This is a genomic window from Methylobacterium komagatae, from assembly GCF_042661665.1.
In the GTDB taxonomy this organism is placed as follows: Bacteria; Pseudomonadota; Alphaproteobacteria; order Rhizobiales; family Beijerinckiaceae; genus Methylobacterium; species Methylobacterium komagatae.
The window spans coordinates 557,916-580,696 of record NZ_JBHSWN010000001.1 but is presented as its reverse complement, the minus strand read 5'-3'; the positions used below and the strand labels follow the sequence as shown (position 1 = coordinate 580,696).

General features: G+C 66.6%; 27 protein-coding genes and 3 pseudogenes. 22 read left to right on the top strand and 8 right to left on the bottom strand.

Annotated features, from left to right (window positions below; all coding sequences use genetic code 11):
• The first annotated feature begins 7 nt into the window (after positions 1-7).
• From tuf to rpsQ, 12 genes and pseudogenes are all read left to right on the top strand, one after another.
• Positions 8-1,197 (top strand): annotated as a pseudogene (gene tuf, locus ACFQE0_RS02865) (elongation factor Tu).
• A gap of 73 nt (positions 1,198-1,270) precedes the next feature.
• Entirely contained in the window at positions 1,271-1,579 is a 309-nt protein-coding gene (gene rpsJ, locus ACFQE0_RS02860; protein WP_238206654.1) for a 30S ribosomal protein S10, read from the top strand.
• A gap of 49 nt (positions 1,580-1,628) precedes the next feature.
• Positions 1,629-2,354, top strand: coding sequence for a 50S ribosomal protein L3 (rplC, locus tag ACFQE0_RS02855; protein ID WP_378966876.1), 726 nt, complete (start codon positions 1,629-1,631; stop codon positions 2,352-2,354).
• Positions 2,354-2,974, top strand: a complete 621-nt coding sequence (gene rplD / locus ACFQE0_RS02850; RefSeq protein WP_378966874.1) for a 50S ribosomal protein L4 — start codon at positions 2,354-2,356, stop codon at positions 2,972-2,974. Before rplC ends, rplD begins: the two co-directional genes overlap by 1 nt.
• Positions 2,971-3,267 carry a 50S ribosomal protein L23 gene (locus tag ACFQE0_RS02845; protein WP_378966872.1) on the top strand — a complete coding sequence of 99 codons (297 nt, stop codon included), beginning with the start codon at positions 2,971-2,973 and terminating at the stop codon, positions 3,265-3,267. The genes rplD and ACFQE0_RS02845 overlap by 4 nt, the downstream gene beginning before the upstream one ends.
• Before the next feature lie 21 nt (positions 3,268-3,288).
• The gene (gene rplB / locus ACFQE0_RS02840; protein WP_378966870.1) at positions 3,289-4,125 is read left to right on the top strand and encodes a 50S ribosomal protein L2; all 837 of its coding nucleotides are present in this window, start codon (positions 3,289-3,291) and stop codon (positions 4,123-4,125) included.
• A 5-nt stretch (positions 4,126-4,130) separates the two neighbouring features.
• The gene (gene rpsS, locus ACFQE0_RS02835) at positions 4,131-4,409 is read left to right on the top strand and encodes a 30S ribosomal protein S19 (protein ID WP_012319190.1); all 279 of its coding nucleotides are present in this window, start codon (positions 4,131-4,133) and stop codon (positions 4,407-4,409) included.
• 1 nt (position 4,410) lies between these two features.
• Positions 4,411-4,797, top strand: a complete 387-nt coding sequence (rplV, locus tag ACFQE0_RS02830; protein ID WP_378966867.1) for a 50S ribosomal protein L22 — start codon at positions 4,411-4,413, stop codon at positions 4,795-4,797.
• 10 nt (positions 4,798-4,807) lie between these two features.
• A complete protein-coding gene (gene rpsC, locus ACFQE0_RS02825) occupies positions 4,808-5,554 on the top strand; it encodes a 30S ribosomal protein S3 (protein WP_238206636.1) in 747 nt (248 codons plus the stop codon).
• 8 nt (positions 5,555-5,562) lie between these two features.
• Entirely contained in the window at positions 5,563-5,976 is a 414-nt protein-coding gene (gene rplP, locus ACFQE0_RS02820; protein ID WP_238206635.1) for a 50S ribosomal protein L16, read from the top strand.
• Between the two features lie 11 nt (positions 5,977-5,987).
• Positions 5,988-6,203, top strand: coding sequence for a 50S ribosomal protein L29 (gene rpmC / locus ACFQE0_RS02815; protein ID WP_378966865.1), 216 nt, complete (start codon positions 5,988-5,990; stop codon positions 6,201-6,203).
• Positions 6,204-6,213: 10 nt separating this feature from the next.
• On the top strand, positions 6,214-6,480 hold the full coding sequence (gene rpsQ / locus ACFQE0_RS02810; RefSeq protein ID WP_378966863.1) for a 30S ribosomal protein S17: 267 nt from the start codon (positions 6,214-6,216) through the stop codon (positions 6,478-6,480).
• 249 nt (positions 6,481-6,729) lie between these two features.
• On the opposite strand, the gene recA is transcribed toward rpsQ, so the two are convergent.
• The 3 genes and pseudogenes from recA to tlpA form a co-directional block, all read right to left on the bottom strand.
• Positions 6,730-7,821 (bottom strand): recombinase RecA, encoded by a 1,092-nt coding sequence (gene recA, locus ACFQE0_RS02805; RefSeq protein ID WP_378966861.1) that lies wholly within the window; start codon positions 7,819-7,821, stop codon positions 6,730-6,732.
• Positions 7,822-8,002: 181 nt separating this feature from the next.
• Complete coding sequence (locus ACFQE0_RS02800; protein WP_378975227.1) at positions 8,003-9,760, bottom strand: carbamoyltransferase family protein; 1,758 nt, start codon at positions 9,758-9,760, stop codon at positions 8,003-8,005.
• Positions 9,761-9,814: 54 nt separating this feature from the next.
• A pseudogene (gene tlpA, locus ACFQE0_RS02795) lies at positions 9,815-10,458 on the bottom strand (thiol:disulfide interchange protein TlpA).
• 42 nt (positions 10,459-10,500) lie between these two features.
• Here tlpA and argH point away from each other — a divergent pair.
• The 3 genes from argH to ACFQE0_RS02780 all read left to right on the top strand — a co-directional run bounded on the left by argH (position 10,501) and on the right by ACFQE0_RS02780 (position 13,117).
• Positions 10,501-11,892 (top strand): argininosuccinate lyase, encoded by a 1,392-nt coding sequence (gene argH / locus ACFQE0_RS02790; protein WP_378966859.1) that lies wholly within the window; start codon positions 10,501-10,503, stop codon positions 11,890-11,892.
• A 97-nt stretch (positions 11,893-11,989) separates the two neighbouring features.
• Entirely contained in the window at positions 11,990-12,292 is a 303-nt protein-coding gene (locus ACFQE0_RS02785; protein ID WP_378966857.1) for a hypothetical protein, read from the top strand.
• A gap of 126 nt (positions 12,293-12,418) precedes the next feature.
• Entirely contained in the window at positions 12,419-13,117 is a 699-nt protein-coding gene (locus tag ACFQE0_RS02780) for an invasion associated locus b family protein (protein ID WP_378966855.1), read from the top strand.
• 60 nt (positions 13,118-13,177) lie between these two features.
• Here the strand turns inward: ACFQE0_RS02780 and ACFQE0_RS02775 are convergent, their stop codons facing one another.
• Both ACFQE0_RS02775 and ACFQE0_RS02770 read right to left on the bottom strand, forming a co-directional pair.
• Positions 13,178-13,480 (bottom strand): hypothetical protein, encoded by a 303-nt coding sequence (locus tag ACFQE0_RS02775; protein ID WP_378966853.1) that lies wholly within the window; start codon positions 13,478-13,480, stop codon positions 13,178-13,180.
• Positions 13,481-13,874: 394 nt separating this feature from the next.
• On the bottom strand, positions 13,875-14,552 hold the full coding sequence (locus tag ACFQE0_RS02770; RefSeq protein ID WP_378966851.1) for an HAD family hydrolase: 678 nt from the start codon (positions 14,550-14,552) through the stop codon (positions 13,875-13,877).
• Between the two features lie 166 nt (positions 14,553-14,718).
• On the opposite strand from ACFQE0_RS02770, the gene ACFQE0_RS02765 reads away from it, so the two are divergent.
• Positions 14,719-15,039 (top strand): PetM family of cytochrome b6f complex subunit 7, encoded by a 321-nt coding sequence (locus ACFQE0_RS02765; protein ID WP_378975225.1) that lies wholly within the window; start codon positions 14,719-14,721, stop codon positions 15,037-15,039.
• A 9-nt stretch (positions 15,040-15,048) separates the two neighbouring features.
• Here ACFQE0_RS02765 and ACFQE0_RS02760 read toward each other — a convergent pair whose 3' ends face one another.
• Positions 15,049-15,549 carry a PAS domain-containing protein gene (locus ACFQE0_RS02760; RefSeq protein ID WP_378966849.1) on the bottom strand — a complete coding sequence of 167 codons (501 nt, stop codon included), beginning with the start codon at positions 15,547-15,549 and terminating at the stop codon, positions 15,049-15,051.
• A gap of 155 nt (positions 15,550-15,704) precedes the next feature.
• On the opposite strand from ACFQE0_RS02760, the gene msrA reads away from it, so the two are divergent.
• The gene (msrA, locus tag ACFQE0_RS02755; protein ID WP_378966847.1) at positions 15,705-16,361 is read left to right on the top strand and encodes a peptide-methionine (S)-S-oxide reductase MsrA; all 657 of its coding nucleotides are present in this window, start codon (positions 15,705-15,707) and stop codon (positions 16,359-16,361) included.
• A 5-nt stretch (positions 16,362-16,366) separates the two neighbouring features.
• Here msrA and ACFQE0_RS02750 read toward each other — a convergent pair whose 3' ends face one another.
• Positions 16,367-16,774 carry a PaaI family thioesterase gene (locus ACFQE0_RS02750; RefSeq protein ID WP_378966845.1) on the bottom strand — a complete coding sequence of 136 codons (408 nt, stop codon included), beginning with the start codon at positions 16,772-16,774 and terminating at the stop codon, positions 16,367-16,369.
• A 326-nt stretch (positions 16,775-17,100) separates the two neighbouring features.
• On the opposite strand from ACFQE0_RS02750, the gene ACFQE0_RS02745 reads away from it, so the two are divergent.
• The 3 genes from ACFQE0_RS02745 (at position 17,101) to ACFQE0_RS02735 (ending at position 19,610) form a co-directional block, all read left to right on the top strand.
• Positions 17,101-17,613: a Ros/MucR family transcriptional regulator gene (locus ACFQE0_RS02745; protein ID WP_378966843.1), complete on the top strand. Its 513-nt coding sequence runs from the start codon at positions 17,101-17,103 to the stop codon at positions 17,611-17,613.
• A gap of 333 nt (positions 17,614-17,946) precedes the next feature.
• The gene (locus tag ACFQE0_RS02740) at positions 17,947-18,411 is read left to right on the top strand and encodes a GNAT family N-acetyltransferase (RefSeq protein WP_378966841.1); all 465 of its coding nucleotides are present in this window, start codon (positions 17,947-17,949) and stop codon (positions 18,409-18,411) included.
• 104 nt (positions 18,412-18,515) lie between these two features.
• Complete coding sequence (locus tag ACFQE0_RS02735) at positions 18,516-19,610, top strand: hypothetical protein (RefSeq protein WP_378966839.1); 1,095 nt, start codon at positions 18,516-18,518, stop codon at positions 19,608-19,610.
• Between the two features lie 15 nt (positions 19,611-19,625).
• Here ACFQE0_RS02735 and ACFQE0_RS02730 read toward each other — a convergent pair whose 3' ends face one another.
• On the bottom strand, positions 19,626-19,937 hold the full coding sequence (locus ACFQE0_RS02730) for a hypothetical protein (protein WP_378975223.1): 312 nt from the start codon (positions 19,935-19,937) through the stop codon (positions 19,626-19,628).
• Positions 19,938-20,195: 258 nt separating this feature from the next.
• Here ACFQE0_RS02730 and ACFQE0_RS02725 point away from each other — a divergent pair.
• Positions 20,196-22,096: pseudogene (locus ACFQE0_RS02725) on the top strand (PAS domain-containing sensor histidine kinase).
• A gap of 22 nt (positions 22,097-22,118) precedes the next feature.
• Complete coding sequence (locus ACFQE0_RS02720; RefSeq protein WP_378966837.1) at positions 22,119-22,781, top strand: peptidoglycan-binding domain-containing protein; 663 nt, start codon at positions 22,119-22,121, stop codon at positions 22,779-22,781.

Below are 22,781 nucleotides of genomic sequence, written 5' to 3'. Positions count from 1 at the left end.
GGCTCTTATGGGCAAGGAAAAGTTCTCTCGCACCAAGCCGCACTGCAACATTGGGACGATTGGTCACGTCGACCACGGCAAGACGTCTCTGACGGCGGCGATCACGAAGGTTCTGGCGGAGTCCGGCGGCGCGACGTTCACGGCGTACGACCAGATCGACAAGGCTCCTGAGGAGAAGGCGCGCGGCATCACGATCTCGACGGCGCACGTCGAGTACGAGACGACGAACCGCCACTATGCGCACGTCGATTGCCCCGGCCACGCCGACTACGTGAAGAACATGATCACGGGCGCGGCGCAGATGGACGGCGCGATCCTGGTGGTGTCGGCGGCCGACGGCCCGATGCCGCAGACCCGCGAGCACATCCTTCTGGCGCGTCAGGTCGGCGTCCCGGCGCTGGTGGTGTTCCTGAACAAGTGCGACATGGTCGATGACGAGGAGCTCCTGGGCTCGTCGAGCTCGAGGTGCGCGAGCTTCTGTCGAAGTACGACTTCCCCGGCGACGACATCCCGATCACCAAGGGCTCGGCCCTGATGGCGCTCGAGGACAAGGAGCCGAAGCTCGGCAAGGAAGCCGTGCTGAAGCTGATGGAGAGCGTGGACAGCTACATCCCGCAGCCGGAGCGTCCGATCGACCTTCCGTTCCTGATGCCGATCGAGGACGTGTTCTCGATCTCGGGCCGCGGCACGGTGGTGACGGGCCGCGTCGAGCGCGGGATCATCAAGGTCGGTGAGGAAGTCGAGATCGTGGGCATCCGCCCGACGACGAAGACGACGGTGACCGGCGTCGAGATGTTCCGCAAGCTCCTGGACCAGGGCCAGGCGGGCGACAACGTGGGCGTGCTGCTGCGCGGCACGAAGCGCGAGGACGTGGAGCGCGGCCAGGTCGTGTGCAAGCCGGGTTCGGTGAAGCCGCACTCGAAGTTCAAGGCCGAGGCGTACATCCTGACGAAGGAAGAGGGCGGTCGCCACACGCCGTTCTTCACGAACTACCGGCCGCAGTTCTACTTCCGCACGACGGACGTGACCGGCGTGTGCACGCTGCCCGAGGGCACCGAGATGGTGATGCCGGGCGATAGCGTGACCATGGACGTGGTGCTGATCGTGCCGGTGGCCATGGAAGAGAAGCTGCGCTTCGCCATCCGCGAAGGCGGCCGTACCGTCGGCGCCGGCGTCGTCGCCGCCATCAACGACTGATTAGGTCGCAACTGAACCTGAAGGGAGCGGCGGGGATCCGCCTCCCCGCCCTCTCTCTCAAGGCCCGAAGGTCATGAACGGTCAGAACATTCGCATTCGCCTTAAGGCGTTCGATCACCGCATCCTCGATGCCTCGACCCGCGAGATCGTCTCGACGGCGAAGCGCACGGGCGCGCAGATCCGGGGCCCGATCCCGCTGCCGACGCATATCGCTCGCTTCACCGTCAACCGCTCGCCCCACATCGACAAGAAGTCGCGCGAGCAGTTCGAGATGCGCACTCACAAGCGCGTGCTCGATATCGTCGATCCGACGCCCCAGACCGTGGACGCGCTGATGAAGCTCGACCTCGCCGCCGGCGTCGACGTGGAGATCAAGCTCTGACCCGCTGAGGGTTAGGGCTTACCGTTTCACCGCGCGAGGGGAGACACCTATGCGCTCAGGGGTCATCGCACAGAAGGTCGGCATGACCCGCGTCTTTACGGACGCGGGGGAGCATGTTCCGGTCACGGTGCTCAAGGTCGATCAGTGCCAGGTGGTTGCCCACCGCACGATGGAAAAGAACGGCTACGTTGCGCTGCAGGTCGGCGTCGGCAAGGCCAAGGTCAAGAACGTCTCCGCTGCCGAGCGTGGCCGCTTCGCGGTCGCCAAGGTGGAGCCGAAGAAGAAGCTCGCCGAGTTCCGCGTGTCCGAGGACGCGCTGATCCCGGTCGGTGCTGAGATCACCGCCGATCACTTCATCCCGGGTCAGTTCGTCGACGTGACGGGCACCACCACGGGTAAGGGCTTCGCCGGTGGTATGAAGCGCTGGAACTTCGGCGGTCTGCGCGCCACGCACGGCGTGTCGATCTCCCACCGCTCGATCGGTTCGACCGGTGGCCGTCAGGATCCGGGCAAGACCTTCAAGAACAAGAAGATGCCGGGCCATCTCGGCGTCGAGCGGGTTACGACCCAGAACCTGCGCGTCGTGCGCACCGATCCCGAGCGGGGCCTCATCCTGGTCGAGGGTGCTGTGCCGGGCGTTGCGGGCGGCTGGATCCAGATCCGCGATTCGGTGAAGCGCAAGCTTCCCGCCGACGTTCCGCTGCCGGGCAAGTTCCGTGAGAACGGTTCCTCCGCCCAGGCCACCGAGGCCCCTGCGGCTGAGGAGACCGCGTGATGAAGCTCGATGTCACCACCCTCGACGGAGCCGGTGCCGGTTCGGTCGAGCTCAACGAAGAGATCTTCGGCCTCGAGCCGCGTGCCGATCTCCTGCAGCGCATGGTTCGTTGGCAGCTCGCCAAGCGCCGTGCCGGCACCCATGCCGTGCAGAACCGCTCGGACGTGAACCGGACCCGCAAGAAGCTCTACAAGCAGAAGGGCACCGGTAACGCCCGTCACGGCGCCGCCTCCGCTCCGCAGTTCCGCGGCGGTGGCCGGGCCTTCGGTCCGGTCGTGCGCGACCACAGCCACGACCTTCCCAAGAAGGTCCGCGCTCTGGCCCTGCGTCACGCCCTGTCCGCCAAGGCGAAGGCCGAGACCCTGATCGTCGTCGACGACATCAAGGTCGAGAACCACAAGACGAAGGGCCTCATCGAGACCTTCGGCAAGATGGGCCTTTCGAACGCCCTGATCATCGGCGGCGCCGAGGTCGACGTGAACTTCGGCCGTGCGGCTCGCGCCATTCCGCAGATCGACGTGCTGCCCGTCCAGGGCATTAACGTCTACGATATCCTGCGCCGCGAGAAGCTCGTGCTCACGAAGGCGGCCGTCGACGCGCTGGAGGAGCGTTTCAAATGAGTGCCGATCCGCGCCACTACGACGTGATCGTCTCCCCGGTCATCACCGAGAAGGCGACCAATCTGACCGAACAGAACAAGGTCGTCTTTCGGGTTGCCCCGAAGGCTACCAAGCCGCAGATCAAGGAAGCGGTCGAGCGTCTGTTCGACGTCAAGGTGACGGGCGTGAACACGCTCATCACCAAGGGTAAGAAGAAGGTTTTCCGCGGGCTTCGCGGCCAGCGCTCGGATGTGAAGAAAGCGATCGTGACCCTGGCCGAAGGCCACACGATCGACGTCACCACCGGGCTCTGAGGACGGATCGAGGACGAGCCGATGGCTTTGAAGACATTCAAACCGGTCACGCCGAGCCTACGTCAGCTCGTGCTCGTTGACCGCCGTGAGCTCTATAAGGGCAAGCCGGTAAAGGCGCTGACCGAGGGCAAGAGCTCCTCGGGCGGCCGCAACAACCTGGGCCGTATCACCGTCCGCTTCCGCGGCGGTGGGCACAAGCGTTCGCTGCGCAACGTCGATTTTAAGCGTCGTGACCAGCTCAACGTGACCGCGACCGTGGAGCGGATCGAGTACGATCCGAACCGCACCGCGTTCATCGCGCTGATCAACTACCCCGATGGCAAGCAGAGCTACATCCTGGCTCCGCAGCGCCTCGCGGCGGGTGACAAAGTCGTGGCGGGCGAAAACGTGGACATCAAGCCGGGTAACGCCGGTCCGATCGGCTCCATGCCGGTCGGCACGATCGTCCACAATGTCGAGCTGAAGATCGGCAAGGGCGGCGCGATCGCCCGTTCCGCCGGCAACTACGCTCAGATCGTGGGTCGCGACCAGGGCTACGTGACGGTTCGCCTGAACTCGGGTGAGCAGCGTCTCGTGCACGGCCAGTGCTTCGCGAGCGTCGGTGCGGTGTCGAACCCGGACCACATGAACATCTCGCTCGGCAAGGCCGGGCGGAATCGCTGGCTCGGCAAGCGCCCGCACAACCGCGGCGTGGCGATGAACCCGGTCGACCACCCGCATGGCGGCGGTGAGGGCCGCACCTCTGGCGGCCGTAACCCGGTCACGCCGTGGGGTGTGCCCACCAAGGGCAAGAAGACCCGGTCCAACAAGCGGACCGACGTCTTCATCCTGTCCAGCCGCCACAACCGCAAGAAGTAACCACCATGGCACGCTCTCTCTGGAAGGGGCCGTTCGTCGACGGCTACCTCTTCAAGAAGGCCGAGGCGGCGCGGGGTTCCTCGCGTTCCGAGGTCATCAAGATCTGGAGCCGCCGCTCCACGATCCTGCCGCAGTTCGTCGGGCTCACCTTCGGCGTTCACAACGGCCAGAAGCACATTCCGGTCTACGTCACCGAGGAAATGGTCGGCCACAAGTTCGGCGAGTTTTCGCCGACCCGCACCTTCCCCGGCCACGCGGCCGACAAGAAGGCGAAGAGGCGCTGATATGGGCAAGCAGGCTACCCCCCGCGCGCTCCCCGAGAACGAGGCCAAGGCGGTGGCGCGCATGCTGCGCGTTTCCCCGCAGAAGCTGAATCTCGTGGCGCAGCTCATCCGTGGGAAGAAGGTCGAGGCGGCACTCGCCGATCTCCAGTTCTCCCGCAAGCGCATCGCCACCGATGTGAAGAAGTGCCTCGAAAGCGCGATCGCCAACGCCGAGAACAACCACGATCTGGATGTCGATGATCTCATCGTCAGCCAGGCCTTCGTGGGCAAGGCGCTGGTCCTGAAGCGTTTCCACGCCCGTGCCCGCGGCCGCGGCGCGCGCATTCTGAAGCCGTTCTCGAACCTCACCATCGTGGTTCGGGAAGTCCGCGCGGCGGAAGCGGCGTGAGGAGGATCTGATGGGTCAGAAAGTCAACCCGATCGGTCTCCGGCTCGGCATCAACCGGACCTGGGACTCCCGCTGGTTCGCCAACAAGGGCGAATACGCGAAGCTCATGCACGAGGACGTCGCGATCCGCGCCGCCCTGACCAAGCAGCTGAAGCAGGCGGCGGTCTCCAAGATCGTCATCGAGCGTCCGCACCGTAAGTGCCGCGTCACCATTCACTCGGGTCGTCCGGGTGTGGTCATCGGCAAGAAGGGCGCGGATATCGAGAAGCTGCGCAAGCTGGTCGGCACGATGACCAAGGCCGACGTGACCATCAACATCGTCGAGGTGCGCAAGCCCGAGATCGACGCCACCCTGGTGGCCGACTCGATCGCGCAGCAGCTCGAGCGTCGTGTCGCCTTCCGTCGCGCGATGAAGCGCGCCGTGCAGTCGGCCATGCGTCTGGGTGCTGAGGGCATCCGGATCAACTGCTCCGGCCGTCTCGGCGGTGCCGAGATCGCTCGGCAGGAGTGGTACCGTGAGGGCCGCGTTCCGCTGCACACCCTGCGTGCGGACGTCGATTACGGGACCGCTACGGCGTTCACGACTTACGGCACCTGCGGTATCAAGGTGTGGGTGTTCAAGGGCGAAATCCTTGAGCACGATCCGATGGCCCAGGATAAGAAGGCCCAGGAAGAGGGCGGCCGCTCCGGCGGGCGCCGCGAGCGCGACGGTGAGGGTGGTCGTGACCGCCCGCGTCGCGAGCGCGAGCACGCGTGAGGTAAGCCATGCTGCAACCTAAGAAGACCAAGTTCCGCAAGCAGTTCAAGGGCCGCATCCACGGTGCGGCCAAGGGCGGCTTCGACCTGAACTTCGGGCAGTTCGGCCTGAAGGCGATGGAGCCCGAGCGCGTCACCGCCCGCCAGATCGAAGCCGCCCGCCGCGCCATCACGCGCGAGATGAAGCGCCAGGGCCGTGTCTGGATCCGGGTTTTCCCGGACGTGCCGGTCTCCACCAAGCCGACCGAGGTCCGCATGGGCTCGGGTAAGGGTGCGCCGGACTTTTGGGCCGCGCGTATCCACCCCGGCCGTATCATGTTCGAGGTCGACGGCGTCGCCGCCGAGATCGCCCGCGAGGCCCTGCGCCTCGGCGCGGCGAAGCTCCCGGTGCGGACCCGCATCATCACGCGCATCGCCGACTAAGGAGATCGTTCGTGAAGACCACCCAACGCCATTCCGACCTGAAGGCGCTCTCTGCCGATCAGCTCAATGACGAGCTGGTGAACCTGAAGAAGGAGCAGTTCAACCTGCGCTTCCAGGGTGCCACCGGCCAGCTGGAGAACGTGTCCCGCATCCGTGAGGTGCGGCGGGACATCGCCCGGGTGCGTACGCTGCAGCGTCAGCAGACGCTTGCGTCCGCCAAGGCCTGAGGAGAAGACCATGCCGAAGCGCGTCCTGCAGGGCACTGTCGTCAGCGACAAGGGCGAGAAGACCATCGTCGTGAAGGTGGAGCGCCGCTTCACCCACCCGGTGATGAAGAAGACTGTCCGCCGTTCGAAGAATTACCACGCGCACGACGAGGCCAATTCGGCCAAGGTCGGGCAGACGGTGTTCATCGAGGAGTGCCGCCCCTTCTCCAAGCTGAAGACCTGGAAGCTGGTCGAGGGCGAAGCCGCCCCGTCGACCGAGGCTGGCGAAGCCGCCTGAGGCGGGTCGGGCTTTACGCTCGGCCTCGCCCCTTCCTTCGTTTCTTCACGGCGAAGCGATCCCTCATGGGATCGCTTCGCCGTTTCACGTTTGGGGCTTCACTTTGGTGATGGTCGTCATTTCGGTCGTCGGCGAAGCGATCTTGGGTTCTGCCGTCGGTTGACGCTCGACGCTTTTCATCTGGTATCTCCAAATGAAAACGGCCCCGGATCGCTCCGGGGCCGTTTTCATTCGATTGGGGGTTGAAGCTTATGCCTCGCCGGGGTCAAGATCGTCCTCGGTCGGCTTTGCGTTCTCGAGGATCTTTTCGGCGACAAGCCCCGAGTTCTGCCGGATCATGCCCTCGATCTTGGCGGCGATGGCCGGGTTGTCCCGCAGGAAGCCCTTCGAGTTCTCGCGACCCTGGCCGAGGCGCTGGCTGTCGTGGGAGAACCACGCGCCCGACTTCTCGACGATGCCGGCTTTCACGCCGAGATCGATCAGCTCGCCGACCTTCGAGATGCCCTCACCGAACATGATGTCGAACTCGACCTGCTTGAACGGCGGGGCGACCTTGTTCTTCACCACTTTCACGCGGACCTGATTGCCGATGGCCTCGTCCCTCTCTTTGAGGGTCGAGACGCGGCGGATGTCGAGGCGGACGGAGGCGTAGAACTTCAGGGCGTTGCCGCCCGTCGTGGTCTCCGGCGAGCCGTACATCACGCCGATCTTCATGCGGATCTGGTTGATAAAGATGACCATGCAGTTCGAGCGCGATATCGAGCCGGTCAGCTTGCGCAGGGCCTGGCTCATCAGGCGGGCCTGGAGGCCCGGCTGGCTCTCGCCCATCTCGCCCTCGATCTCGGCGCGGGGCGTCAGCGCCGCCACCGAGTCGACCACGAGCACGTCGATGGCGCCGGAGCGCACCAACGTGTCGGTAATCTCAAGGGCCTGCTCGCCCGTATCGGGCTGTGAAATCAGCAGGTCATCGAGGTTCACGCCCAGCTTGCGGGCATAGACTGGATCGAGGGCGTGCTCGGCATCTACGAAGGCGCAGACACCGCCCTTCTTCTGGGCCTCGGCGATGGTGTGCAGGGCGAGCGTGGTCTTGCCGGAGGATTCCGGGCCGTACACCTCGATCACGCGACCGCGCGGCAAGCCACCGACGCCGAGGGCGATGTCGAGGCCGAGCGAGCCGGTCGAGACCACCTCGACCTCCTGTACCTTGTCGTTCTTGCCAAGGCGCATGATCGAGCCTTTGCCGAAGGCCCGCTCGATCTGAGAGAGGGCGGCGTCGATCGCCTTCGACTTGTCCTTATCTGCGGGGGGCATATCCACCACTTTCAGCGCGGGCTGGGCCATCTGGCGATGCTCCTTATGGAGAGGAAGGGCGCCGATCACAACGCGCCCGCCGGATGGATTTCGTACTCTATTTGTTCTCATTCGGCAAGGGCGGGGATCTGCGAACGCGGCTTTACCGGGCATGATTTCACCCAGCGTTGAGCGGTGCGGTTTGGGTTCGCGCCTGGGGTGCGCAGAGGGGCTATTTCACCACGATCCAATCCTCCACGACGAGGGCGTCGAGGCCGGTCGTGTAGAACATGAGGATCGCATCCTCCGCCGTGTGGAGGATCGGTTTGCCCATCACGTTGAAGCTGGTGTTCAACAGCACGGGCACGCCGGTCAGTTCGCGGAAGGCCTCGATAAGGGCGGCATAGGCCGGGTTGCGGGCTGCGGTTACGGTCTGAAGGCGGCCGGTGCCGTCCTCGTGGACGACGGCGGGCACTTTGTCCCGCACGTTCTCCTTCCAGACCAACGTGCGCTCCATGTAGGGGCTGTCGGCGAAATCCTCGAACCAATCGGGTCCTGCCACCGCCAGGATCGATGGGGCGAAGGGGCGGAACGCCTCGCGGTACTTCACCTTGGCGTTCAGGGCGTCCTTTGCGCCTGCCGGGCGGGGATCGGCGAGGATCGACCGATTGCCGAGCGACCTTGGGCCGAACTCCGCCGCGCCCTGCACCCAGCCGACGAGGCCGCCTGCCGCGAGGATGCGTGCGGCCTCACGCGTCACGGCGGCATGGCCGAGCTTGCGCGCGCGGGGCTCGTGTTCGGCCAGCCGCTCCATCGCCGATGTCGAAACCTTGGCGCCGAGATAGGGAGTGAGCGGCCGTGCGTCCTGCGGTGGGCCGGACCATTCGGGATGGTCTTCTTGATAGGCGAGCCATGCCGCGCCGACCGCGTTGCCGTCGTCGGCCGGAGCGGAGGGCACATGCAGTCGGCTGAAGGGCGAGCGGCCGAGCACCCGGCCATTATACGAGGAGTTCAGCCCGCAGCCGCCCGCGATCACGAGGTTCTCCGAAGGAGCGAGGGCGTGGGCCTCGGCGACGAGGGCGTCCATCAGCGTGCCGAACAGATCCTGCCCGCAGCGGGCGAGATCGGCCCAGCCGACCTCCATGGCGTCGGCGGGACGCCGCGCGAGGAGTTCGGCCGCGACGCCCCGGATCATGTCCGCATCGGCGAAGCGCAGGCGTGTGCCCTCAACCCGGCAAAGGCGGGCGAGGATCGCGGCCAGTTCGGGATCGGGCCGACCGTAGGGGGCGAGCCCCATGATCTTCCATTCCTCGCCCTTCACCTGATCGAAGCCCGCAAGGTCGGTGATGAGGCCGTAGAGAAAGCCGAGCGAGCCACGCCCACGATGGCGCTTCACTTCCTGGATCCGCCCGTCCTTCAGGCGGTGGATCGCGGAGGCGCCGGTCTCGCCCATGCCGTCGACGGTCAGGGCGGTGGCCTCCTCGAACGGGCTGCCCCACAGGCCGTAGGCCGCGTGGCAGAGATGGTGCGGATAACGCCGCTGGCCGACGACCTGCGCGCGGGGCGGACGCCCGCCGGTTCGCACGTCCTGCGTCAGCGCGAGCAACGTGCCGAGGCCCGCCCGCGCCTGGGCGAGATGGAGATCGGCGATGAAGACCCGCTCGGCCTGCTCCGGCACGAAGGAGCCGTTGAGATCGACCGGATGGGCGGCGAGCGCCGGGAGATCGAAGGTACCGGCCTGAGCCTGTCCCTTCAGGAAGCCGCTGAACTGCTCGCCCCAGGTCGAGGCGACCACGATCTCCGAACCCTCCGGCACATATTCGCGCAGCAGCGGCGCGATCCGGGCCGGGGCATCGGGCTCGCAATTGGGCGCGCGCTTGTATTGCAGGAAGCGCTCCGTCGCCTCGGCGAAGAGCAGCGTGCCGTCCGGCCCCACCAGAGCGAGGGCCGGATCGTGGAAGGTGGTCGCGAGACCGAGATAGAACCGCATCCCCTTGGCGTTAGCCCGCACGGGCAGCGCGATCAACGGGAGGCGGTCTTCCGTTCAGGATGTCGGGCGGCCGAGAGCAGCGCGGATCAGTGCCAACCCGTCCGGGCTCGACCAGTCCGCCGCGCCCTTCATGACGCCCAACGTGCAGCCTGCCCCGTCGATCAGCATCGTGGTGGGCAACCCGGCCGATTCGGCGTGGTTCTGAACCACGGGCAGGACGCGCCCCCCGGATCGGCGTAGAATGCGAGATGGCTGATGCCCGCCTGCTTCAGCCATTGCGGCGGCTTGTCGAGGTTGCGGGTGTCGACATTGATGGCCACCACCTCGAAATCCTTGGCCCCCAGGGCGCCCTGGAGTCGGTCGAGAGCCGGCATCTCGGCCTTGCACGGGGCGCACCAGGTTGCCCACAGGTTCACAAGGAGCGTGCGCCCCTTCATGGCGGCCAAGCTCGTATCGGCGCCGTCAGGCCCCTTGAAGGCGATGTCCGGCACGGGCTTGATTGTCTTCGGCCTCTGCATGCCGGCGACTTCGCCCTTCGCGGCGGCCTCGACACGGACGAGTGCCGGAGCTGCACCCGCACAGGGCCCGGATGCTACTCTCCCGTTGCCGCCCACGAGACCGCTCCCGTATAGGGCAAACCCGGCAAGACCGAGCGCCGCGATGCAGGCGCCAGCGATGAGACCATTGCGATGGGGCATCAGGCTTGCCTCTGTGAAACGGCGCGGCGCGGAAGGATCGACATGAGCAACCGGATGTGGGGCGGGCGCTTCGCGAGCGGTCCCGCCGAGATCATGGAGGAGATCAACGCCTCCATCGGGTTCGACAAGCGCCTCGCGCCCCAGGATATCCGCGGCTCGCTGGCGCATGTCGCCATGCTGGGCAAGGCGGGGATCCTGCCCGCCGACGATGTGGCCGCGATCGAGGCTGGGCTCAAGACCGTCCGCGACGAGATCGAGGCGGGCAGCTTCGTGTTCAAGCGCGAGCTCGAGGACATCCACATGTCCGTCGAAAGCCGCCTGACCGAGATCGTAGGGCCCGGCGCTGGGCGCCTGCACACGGCGCGCTCGCGCAACGATCAGGTCGCGACCGACATGAAGCTCTGGGTGCGCGACACCCTCGATTCCCTCGATGAGCAGGCCGCCGGCTTGCAGCGGGCGCTGGCCGGGAAGGCGCTCACCCATGCCGGAACGGTGATGCCGGGCTTCACGCACCTGCAATCCGCCCAGCCAGTGACCTTCGGGCATCATTGTCTCGCCTATGTCGAGATGCTGGCCCGTGACCGGGGCCGGTTCCGCGATGCGCGGGCGCGGCTCAACGAATGCCCCCTCGGCGCGGCGGCGCTGGCGGGCACGTCCTTCCCGATCGACCGGCACGCCACGGCGGCGGCGCTCGGCTTCGACCGGCCGACGGCGAATTCCCTCGATTCGGTGGCCGACCGGGACTTCGCCCTGGAAGCCCTGTCTGCCGCCTCGATCTGCGCCGTGCACCTCTCGCGCTTCGCGGAGGAGCTGGTGGTGTGGACCTCGGCGCAGTTCGGCTTCGTGAAGCTCTCGGACGGCTACACGACCGGCTCCTCAATCATGCCGCAGAAGCGCAACCCGGACGCGGCGGAACTGGTGCGCGCCAAGGCGGGGCGCATCATCGGTGCACTCACCGGCCTGCTCATCGTCATGAAGGGCCTGCCGCTCGCCTATTCGAAGGACATGCAGGAGGACAAGGAAGGCACGTTCGACGCCCTCCAGGCCCTTTCGCTCTGTCTCGCGGCCATGGGCGGCATGGTGAAGGACCTCGAGCCCGCGACCGAGACCCTGGCCCGCGCGGCGGGCTCCGGCTTCAGCACCGCCACCGATCTGGCGGATTGGCTGGTGCGCGAACTCGGCATGCCGTTCCGGCAGGCGCACCATGTCACCGGCCGTCTGGTCGGCGCGGCGGCGGCCAAGGGCGTCGGGCTCGAAGAGCTGTCGCTCGCCGAGATGCAGGAGGCCGAGCCGAAGATCACCGAGGCCGTCTATGCTGTTCTTGGCGTCGAAAATTCCGTGGCCAGCCGCACCAGCTACGGCGGCACGGCGCCCGACAACGTCCGCAGCCAGGCCAAGGCCTGGATCGAACGTCTGGACGGTGCCTCACGGTAAGATGATGCGCTGCAACCAGCTGGGCGGTGGCGCGTTCACCGTCTAGCTAGGTGCGTTGCGTTACGGGGTCATTCGCGCGACCGGAGAGACCACACGCATGTCGATCGAGAGTTGGATGAAGCCCGAAGAGGTTGCCGATCTCGCCGCCCATGCCAGCGCGGTCATCGATGCCGCCCTGGTGGGCACCGACCTGTCTCGCGAGGCCTATTGGGCCGCCGTCCGCAAGGGCTACAACACCCCCTACAACGACCCGCCGCGGCGCCGCGCCGCTCCCGCTGCCGTTCAGGTGGAGGTGCAGGTCGAGGCGGATGACGTCTCGCCCGTCCTCGTCGCCCCGGCCGTGGCCGCCGCCGAGCTTCGCGCGGCTGAACTCGGCACGTCCGAGCTGCGCGCCGTCTAGCTTTCGCTGACGGCTGAACAGTCCACGGCGCAGGCCGTCGCACGCCTTGCTGTCGACCCGAGCGGGGTTCATTAATCGATCCCTAACGGCACAGCTCGGCCCAGCCGACGCCTGCAGGGAATGAATATGGTCCGCGTCTCCCCTCTGTTTCCGGTCGGCCTCCTCGCCCTGCTCGCCTGTGCCTCGCCGCCGGAGACGATGACGGGCCGCCTGTTCGGCATCGCGTCGGCCCAGGCCCAGGATGCCGAAGCGCCGGTCGAGGCGACGGATCGGCGCTCGCGCCGTTCGTCCCGTCACAGCAGCCGTAAGACCGAGCGTGCCGCCCCGACCCCGCCGGGGATGCAGCAGGCCGTACCGGTGGCAATCTTCGGGGACTGGAACGTCTTCGTGAACGGCGAGGCGCGCTCGCGGATCTGCTACGCCATCGCGCAGCCCCAGACCCGCTCACCCAAGACGCTGAAGCGCGACAGCGCCTATCTCTTCGTCACCATCCGCAAGGCCGAGAACGTCCCGAACGAAGTGGCGGTGATGCTCGGCTTCCCGCCCAAGCCCGCCGCCGCGCAGAGCAAGGCGGGCTCCCCGGCCGCACCGACCGATCCGACCCTGCAGCTTGGCGCCTCGCGCTACGGGCTGGTGGTGAAGGAGAGCAATGCGTGGCTTCAGAACCCCGCCGAGGAGACGCGGGTCGTCAACGAGATGAGCGGCCGGGCTCCGAAGCTCACGATCAAGACCACGTCCATGCGCGGCAACCCGACGAGTGACGAATACGAGCTCGCCGGCTTCGCGGACGCCATCAAGCGCGCCCGCGAGGAATGCGCGAAGTAAACGGAGCTTCTTCGCTCTCTTCGCGATGACGACGAAGCGTGTCGGCGGTCTCCCGGGCCGTCACACCGCGAAGGCGCGCTGCGCCTTGCGGGCGCCGGGCCGCGCGATGTCTCTGACCGCACGGGCCGCTTGCTCCGGGCTGCGGAACAGCATGCCATCCAGACCATCGTAATCGCGCGAGGCTGAGAAGAACCGCACGCCGCGATCTTCCGGCACGGCGATGCCGGCCGCGACTTCCCCGACTTCGATCACCCGCGCGAGAGCGGGGGCCTCCGTCTCGAAGGGCAGCGGCGGCGGTTCGCCGGAGGGAAGGGGAGTATCTGCGTGTTTCACGGGCGTGACGAGCGAGAGGGATGTGGGCATCGGACAAGCGACTCCCTGGGCCGGCGCAAAAGCCGTGCCTGATTGCAGTGACGGGCCGGTGACTTCCGAAACGATCGGAGAAAAACGGCTAGCGTCGACAGGATGCGTGGGAGTGAGACGGGGGCCGATGCGTAACGAGCATTGCAGTCACGATGTCCTCCAGACCGAAGGACCGCGAGGCTTAAATGGGCACTCGCAGTGCTTTAGCGTTTGGTGACGCGGCGCAAGCGACGCTTATCAAATCACCGCGGCCAGCCGTTTCAGACCGGCACACAGAAGATGCGCCCGGCGGAGCCAGACGTCAACAGAATTGTCTTCCCTCTTTGCGTTCGGCTTGAGTGGAATTATGGCAATGACAAAGGTTTGCCTAGCAACTCAATCTGGGAATGCATCTTTAACTTGTGATGACTTTAGACAGATTCGAATAGTCGGAGAAAATCGATGCCGCTCCGGCGCGCGACAGGTCGGCACCACCGGGATCGTGACCCCAATGGCCGCCGCCGGTGAAGCCGATGACGCGCATCCCCGCTGCGACGGCCGCCGTCACGCCGGGTACGCTGTCTTCGATAACGAGGCAGGAGGTGGGCTCGGCGCCCATTTGTGCGGCGGCGAACAGGAACAGGTCCGGGAAGGGCTTGCCCCGCGCGACCTGCGCCGAGGAGAACACGTTGCCGGAGAAGAGCGGCAGCAATCCCGTCAGGGTCAGTGAGTGCCGCAGCCGCACCGGATCGCTGCTCGATGCCACGCAAACGGGCAGGTCCAGCGACCGGATCGCCTCCGCGACGCCCCGCATCGCCTGCAACTCGCGATCGAAGGTCGCCAGTGTTTCCGCCTTGACCTCGTCCACGAAGCCCGCCGGGGCGGCGATGCCGTAATCGCGTTCGATATGGCCCATGATCGAGACCATGGATGTGCCCGCGAACCGGTTGCGCACCGTATCGAGGTCGATGTCGACGCCGATCCGGTTGAGCCCGGCAGTGAGGCAGGCGAGGCTCAGAGGCTCGCTGTCCACCAGAACGCCATCGCAATCGAAGATGACCAGGGAAGGTGTCGTCTGCTCGTTCCCGGTCATCGTCCCCCCGCAACGGAGGTCCGTCCCCCGCGGCGGGGCTGTGGCACGAGGCCAGTCGCCAAGCAACCAAGGGTTAGACCGAAGCGAAGGGCAGGCGCTTGCACCGGCAGGCCGCAGACCGTAGGCCGTGTGCCGCGCCGTCCCGGCGCGGCTCGATGACCCGGTGATGCTCCGTTTCCTCGCCCGCCTGCTCGGTCTCGTGTTCATGGCCGGCGGCTTCGTCGCCCTGGTCTATGACGGCGCCCGCTCCATCGCGAATAACGGCCTGCGCGTCACATCCCTGTCGGACGTGATCGCCACTCTGTTCAAGGACAAGGCCGGGGCGCTGCAGACGGGTGTGGAGGGCGTGGCTCCATGGCTGTGGCACGTGCTCGGCCTGCCATTGACCCTCGCTCCGGCTTCGCTGATCGGACTCGTGCTCGGCGCGGTCCTGATGTGGCTTGGTCAGCCCGGCCGCGAACCGATCGGATTCCTCACACGGCCCTGACGTTGTGTGTCAGGCGTCCCGGGCCTTCGCCTCGGCATCGGAGAGCCGGGCCTTGAGGTCGTCGATTTCGGCCTGCATCCGGTGATGCTCCGAGACATCGAGTTGTGAGGCGAAGAAATAGACGACCTTTCCGGTCTCGTCGCGCACGGGGCCGACGAACAGCGCATTGTGGAAGGTCGAGCCGTCCTTGCGATAGTTCAACAGGTCGATCCTAATATCGCTCTCGTTGTGGATCGCCGCGCGGATACGGTCGACGGCAGCGGAATCCGTATCCGGACCCTGCAGGAAGCGGCAATTGCGTCCTGTCACCTCAAGGCGGCTATAGCCTGTCAGCTTGAGGAAGGCGTCATTCGCGAACACGATCGGGTTATCGAACTGCCGGGGATCGGTCACGATCATCGGCATCCGCGTGGCCCGTACGGCGGCGGCGAAGGGATCGCCGAGGGCCGCTTCCGCATCCAGGCTACCGCTGAGACGGCTGGTGGCGTGGTCCGTTTCCACCTGTCTCATCCCCCCGCGCCGTCGTCCAAAAATTCAACTAGAACTTGCGCGCCGCGTTCCCGCTGTAACCGGGTTTGCTGCTGCGGCGAACGGATGCCGTCGCTTTCGAAGCGAGGTCTTCATACCCATATTGGGCACAGTCCAAAGAATCCGAGGGGCGAGCGATGTTCCTTTTTCGCAAAAAGGCTGAGATGCCGAACGCGGCCGATGCCTTGCCGGGCCGTTCGACACCACTGCCCACTGCAGAGCGCCATTACGTCAACGGCAATCCACTGAAAGGCCCGTACCCCGAGGGTACCGAGACCATCGTGCTCGGCCTCGGCTGTTTCTGGGGCGCGGAGCGGCGCTTCTGGCAATTGCCGCAGGGCGTGTTCGTGACGGCGGTGGGCTATGCCGCCGGGTATACGCCGAACCCGACCTATGAAGAGGTCTGCACCGGCCGCACGGGACATAATGAAGTGGTTCTCGTGGCCTTCGATCCGGCGGTGCTGCCGCTGGATGCCCTGCTGCGCATCTTCTTCGAAAGCCACAACCCGACCCAGGGCATGCGTCAGGGCAACGATGTCGGCACACAGTACCGCTCGGGCATCTACACCACCGGGCCGGAGCAGGCGAAGGTCGCCGAGGCCGTGCGCTCGGCCTATGCCGGGGCGCTGCGCGAGCAGGGCTATCCGGATGTGACAACCGAGATCGTACCCCTCGACACGTTCTACTTCGCCGAGGACTATCATCAGCAATACCTCGCCAAGAATCCGGGCGGCTATTGCGGTCTCGGCGGCACGGGCGTCAGCTGTCCCGTGGGCGTCGGCGTTCCGGCCTAGACCATTCAGCCGGTCGCCTTCTGAGGCACCGTCTTCAAGAGACCCGTTGCGGTCGCCACCGGGACGCCCTCCGCGTCCCGGATGGTCGCTTCACAGAAGATCACGGAACGCCCACCACGGGTCACTCGGCCTTCCGCCTCCAGCGTGCCCCGGCCTGGGTTGAGAAAGCGCGTCTGCATATCGAGGGTCACGACAGAGTGACCCGCCGCGAGGCGCGCGGCCGTCCCCATGGCGACATCGAGCAGCGTGCAGATGATCCCGCCGTGAGCGATGCCGAGATTGTTGGTGTGCTCCGGGCCCAGCGTAAGCCGTAGCTGCGTGCATCCGTCCGTGACCGCTACGGCCTCAATTCCGCAGTGCCGCACGAACGGAATCTGCGCTCCAAAGATGGAGCCGGTGTCCCTCTCGGTCATCTCATTCCCCTTTTGTCCGATTGGTACACGCCACGGTTGTACAGTGCAGCCATACCAGTGAGGGCAAGTTTAACCCGTTCAACCGTGCGCCAGGAACAATCACTCCGCTTCTCGGCAAAAGGCGTTCGTGCCGGCGAACGAATGCGCTAGCTCGTCACAGGTTGCTTCGAGCGTGAAAATCCGTGTCGGATGTCGGGGATCTGTGGCTTTCAGAATAATCGTGAGAGATTTTTCTGGGACTGACGAAAATTCTGTTCTCATGTCTCTTGATTTTGCCACGCAAACGTTAGAACCGTCGCTGAAGCCCCAAGGAGAGGGAATCAACGATGGATGATACGGTAGCAGTCCCCCACGAGAGCTTGATCGAGCAAGCATCGGACATCGTGTCCGCTTATGTCTCGAATAATTCAGTCCCAGTCGGGGAGCTGCCAGCGCTTCTTGCCGGTGTCCACGAGGCCCTGCTGAAGCTGGCGTCCCCGGCGCCTGCCGCGCCGGAAGTGGCCGACAAGCCGACTTCCGCCCAGGTCCGTAAGTCGATCACGCCCGATGCGCTGATTTCGTTCATCGACGGCAAGCCGTACAAGACCCTCAAGCGCCACCTGTCGCGCAACGGCCTGACCATCGAGCAGTATCGTGAGCGTTACGGCTTGCCGCGCGATTATCCTTCGACGGCCGCCAGCTATTCGGCTCAGCGTTCGGAACTCGCCCGCAGCCTTGGCCTCGGCCAGCAGCGCCGGAAGTCCTCCGCCAGCGAGGCGCCTGCCGCGCAGGAAGAGGAAGCCCCCGCTGAGAAGCCGAAGCGCGCTCCCCGCGCCCGTAAGACGAAAGAGACGGCCTGAGGCCATCGACCGGGCTTCCCCGCGGGAGGCTGGTTTCCGTGGTAGAAATGGGGATGGGGCATCGTGCCCCTCTCGAATGGGCTGAGAACGACGGGAAAAGGTGCCGCCCTGGCCAGGGTAGGCACCTTTTGTCGTTAGAAGGCCCTTCGTCGGCACTTGCATCGATCCAGACAGAGGTGTCAGCCGACGCCGGAAAGATTGATGCAGAAACAGAGGCCGAGTGCTCACTCGCATGAACGAGGTGAGTGCGTGTGAGCCCTGGGCCTTCACTGTGCTCGAAAAGATGAGGCAGCGCCCTTAATCAGTGTCGGCGCTGTTCAGCGGAGGATGGGTTTGGGCCAACGATACGGGTTGGAGATCCGCGCCGCGTCCGCCACCGACGCGCAGGGTGTCGCTGCCCTGATGGCGGATCTCGGACTTGGGTCGGTCGAGCCCGGTCTCATGGCGGGGCGGCTTGATGCCCTGATCCGTGCCGGGGGGAGCGCCCTCATCGCAGTGGAATGGGGCCCGCCGAGTGGGCTCATCGCCCTTCAGATCGTGCACGACCTCACCGCCGCGCGGCCCGCCGGGTTCATCGCCACTCTCGCCGTGGCCCCCGATGCCCGCCGCCGCGGGATCGGTCGTCTTCTGGTGAAAGCGGTCTCACGCTCGGCCCGGCTAGCCGGATGCGACCGGCTGCTTCTACCGCCCGGCGATGCGGAGGCTGGTCTCGCCGAATTCGCCTCGGCCACAGGCTTTGTGCCGGAGGGCGGCCTTTTCGTCCGGCCGCTCCTGCGGCGGGGAGGCCGCGAGGAGTAGCCCGGTCCCAGGGTGGAGCAGGTTGGTAAGCATACGGCTTAAAGGTCGATTCACGCCGCTGGCTTAGGTTCGGCTAACGGTACTCGTGCGTAAACCGGTCCCTGATGCCTGCATCCGATGCGCTGCCGGACCTTTCCGGGATCCTCGATTTATCGAGGATCGAACAGCTAGATCTCAAGCCAGTCATCCTGCGTGTGCAGACGGACCTCTACCTGCGTGCGCAGCGCCGAGACCGGCGCGCCCGCGAAACCTTTGCGTCCCTGGCCTGCGGCCTGATCCCGATCGTCGACGACGAGACCGTGGCTGCCGTCTCCGAACAACTCCGCGATCATCCCGAGACTCCCGCGGCCGTGCTGGCCGCCCTGGCCGCCCGGGAGATGCGACACGAGACGGGAGAGACGACGGGGGAACCCTCTCTGCCCGCCATGCTCACGGCGCGGCTCGCCTCGCTGCCGTCCCTCCGCCGCGAGGCGATCGAGGACCTGTCCAACGACGGACGGTCCGAGGTCGATCTGGCCCTGGTGCTCAATCGCGGCATCGCCTTGACGGGCGCACCCCTGCACCGGCTGGTCGGCCGCGCGCGGCGGAATGCCGACCTCGCCAGGGTCATCCTCGCCCGGCCGGATGTCCCGGCGGCGGATGTCGCGCCGCTCTATCTTCATGCCGACCCCGCCATGCGGGAGTCCATCACCCGCGCCGTCGAGGCGACGGCGGGGCTGCGTCCCTGTCCGCCGGTCCCGCGCGGGCTGGGGCCGGCGCTCACCGCGCTCTCGACGGATCGGGACGTGCCCGCCTTCGTGACGACGCTTGCGGAATCCCTCGGCGTGCCACCGGATTTCGTGACGGAGGCCGACGAGCCCGACGCCCGCTACGATCTCCTCACCCTCGCCATGCGCGCGGCCGGGCTGCACGAGGACGAGGCGGTCTACGTCTTCCTGACGTTGAACCAGGGTGTCGCACGCTCGGCCCAGCGGGTCTCGGCGCTGGTGGCCGTGTTCCGCTCCCTGAGCCGCGCCGCCGCCCGCGATCTGCTCTCCGCGCTTCTCGACACCCCGATCACGCAGCGCATGCCCGATCTTCATCGGCCGTATCATGGCCCCGAGGCCTCGTTCCGGCATGGCGCCGAGCGCGCCGCGCCGCAGCGGGCCTCCCAGCCGGGCCGGGATCGCCTGCCGGGTCGCGCCGACGGTAGCCGCTAAGAGCGCTACGCGCCCTCAGGGGCGTTCCACGCCGCGCCAGGCTGGGCTTCGGTCCGTCTCGTTCAACGTATCGCGCGAGACCGGACTCTCCTCGGGCGCGCTTGCGCGGCGGCTCAACTCCGCGATCAGACCCTTGGCCAGCACGTCCTTCGCCACCCGCTCGCGGGTCTCGGCCGGAACCAGAGCGTTGACGGCGGGCGCCACGACCTTGGCCGAGGGGAGGGCGGTGAGTTTGCGTGCCTCGGCCTCCGGATCCGCGCCCTGACGGAGCAGGGCAAGGTAGGACAAAGCTCCGACAACCAGGACAACACGCAGGACGAACAGCATCGGGCGCACCATCGTGAACGCGGCGCGCAAAATTGACCCGGTTCGATGAAGCAGACGTCAACCCTTCGTTCCGTTCCGGTGAAATGGTGAACGTAATCTTCGCTCGTTCCGGTTACCTCGTGGAAAGCATCTCTGGCAGTCGCGCCAGTCCCGCAACACTCGTTTAAGGGCGGTCTGAGACCTTCTGCCAGTCGTTCGAAGTCGAACAGGAGGCGTATCGGGTGTCTGACAAACACCACGGCGCCGCGCGTGTGAGTCTTGACCATTCGTAAAGTCCTGACCAGCCTGTTCGACGAGCGCCTCGCCGGTCTCGTTCATCGCTCGGCGACCGAGGATGCGGGCATGCGGCACCGCCACGAGCGGTTCCTCGTCTCCCGTCTCGCCACCGGTCTCGTGACCATGGCCGCGCTGCCGCCCTACCTGCTCTGGCGCGGTGTCCCCTCGGCCATCGAGGCTGCCGCCTTCGCGAGCCTGTTGCTCCCCGTGCTCGCGGCCGTGCTTCTGTCGCGGACCGGCTCCCTCTGGGTCGCCCATGCCGTGTCTTCGGCGGGCCTGACCGGCCTCGTCGTCTGCCTCGCGATGCTGACCGGCGGGCCTGCCTCGCCCGCCGCCGTCTGGCTCGCGGTCATTCCCCTCGAAGCCCTGGTCTCCGGCTCCTGGCGCGCCACCGTGGCGGCGACGGTGCTCGCCGCCCTCGGGGTTGCGGCCGTCCTCGCCGGAGCCCTCTGGCTCGGCACGGATCCGGTGATCGCGCTGCCAGTGAACATCGCCCTGCCGGTCTTTGCCCTGGCGGCTCTGGGCCATGTGGCCGCCCAGGCCCTGGAGCATCTGCGGAATGAGGGTGCGTGGCGCGAGCGTCTGCGCAGCAACGAGGCCCGCGATCGCCTGCTGCTCTCGGCCATCGACGATCTCGTGACTTGGCACGATTGCAACGGCCGGGTGATCGAGGCCTCGGCCTCCGCCATCAAGCTCGTCGGCGGCGAGGCGGCGAGCCTGCGCGGTCATGGGCTGCTCAAGCGCGTCCATGTCGCCGACCGTCCGGCCTTCCTCAGCGCCATCAGCGACGTGGCCGCCACCGGCCGCCCGGCGACGCTCGCCGTTCGCCTCCATGTCGACCGGGCCGCCGGCCGCGCCGACAGGGCGGAACTGATCCACGCCGAAATGCGCGCCCACCGCATCGCCGATGCAGGCGCTGCCGGGGGATGACGGTCGTCGCGGTGACCCGCGACATGACCGAGCATCATCGCCACGCGCAGGAACTGGAGGCGGCCCGCACGGCGGCCGAACTGGCCGACGCGGTGAAGGGGCGCTTCCTCGCCAACGTCACCCACGAGCTGCGCACGCCCCTCAATGCCATCATCGGCTTTTCCGAGGTTCTCTCGGGTGAAGGCGGCGTGAAGCTCGGAGCGGCGCAATCGCAGGAATATGCTGGTGTCATCCAGCAATCCGGCCGCCACCTCCTCGATGTGGTGAACACGCTCCTCGACATGAGCCGGATCCAGAGCGGCAATTTCGACTACAAGCCAGACTCCATGGATGCGGCCGAACTGGTCCTGTCCTGCTGCAACCTGATGAAGTTGAAGGCGGGCGAGGGTCAGGTCAGCCTGCTTGCCAACCCGTCGGGTCCGGAAGAGATCGTCGCCGATCCCCGCGCCTGCCGTCAGGTGATGATCAACCTCATCTCCAACGCCCTGAAATACACGCCTGCCGGTGGCACCGTGTCGGTCAGCCTGCACCGGGAGGTCGATGGGCTGGCGATCAGCGTCGCCGATACCGGCGTCGGCATCGCCGCCGAGGACCTGCCGCGCCTCGGCACGCCGTTCTTTCAGGCGGGCACGGCGGGCTATGCCCGCAGCCACGAAGGCACGGGCCTCGGCCTCTCGGTGGTGCAGGGCCTCGTCGGCCTGCATGGCGGCTCGATCCGCATCGAGAGCGCACCCGGTTTGGGTACGATCGTGACGGTGACACTTCCTTATGCTGGTTGTGATCAGGATGCGCCCGGTGGTCCGGCGCCGATCTTCACCGCTGTGCGCGGTGCGGTTCAGCCTCGGCCCAAGGTTGTGCGGCTTCCCCTCGGCCTCTTCGACCCCGAGCCGATCTCCGGCGCGGTGGCGGCGTCCGATCTGACCGCATCGGCGCCGTTCCGGCGGGCCGGCTGAGGGAGGCCTGGAAGGAGGATCGATGGCAGGCTATCGCGAGATCACCGTCGCGAGCGAGGGACGCGGCCGGAAACCGGCGCGATCCGTGGCCAAGTCCGTCCCCACCCTGCAGCAGGGCGGCTGGCGGAACGTGGCGAGCGCGCTGCTGCGCCATGGTCTGGCCGAGGGCAAGGTGATGTGCCGGGAGCGGCCGGGCACGGTGTTCGGCGGCGTCGTCGCCGTGGTGGCTGCCGGGTTCATCTGCATCAACGCCCTCGATTCTCAGAAGGGGCGCCATCCGGCGCCCATCCTACCCCAGCTTCCCGCCAAGGTGGCCGCCAAGGCCCCTGCGCCGCCGACGCCAGTGGCCAAGGAGGCGGCCCGCGACGTGCCGCAGACGACTGCCAAGGCGGCCCCCGGGGATACGATCGGCGATATGATCCGTGCCGAGGACACCACCGCCTCGGTCAACCCTCGCCAGAAGGCCGCCGCGAAGGTCGATGCCCCCGCGCAGGACACGGCCGTCACCCGCGCCCAGCGCGCCCTGACCAAGCTCGGCTACGGCCCGATCAAGGCCGACGGCGCCATGGGCCCTGCCACCAAGGCGGCGATCGAGAAGTTCGAGCGCGACCGCAAGCTGCCGGTGACCGGCGAGGCGACGGGCAAGACCCTCAAGGCCCTCGAAAGCGGAGCGGCCAAGGGGTAG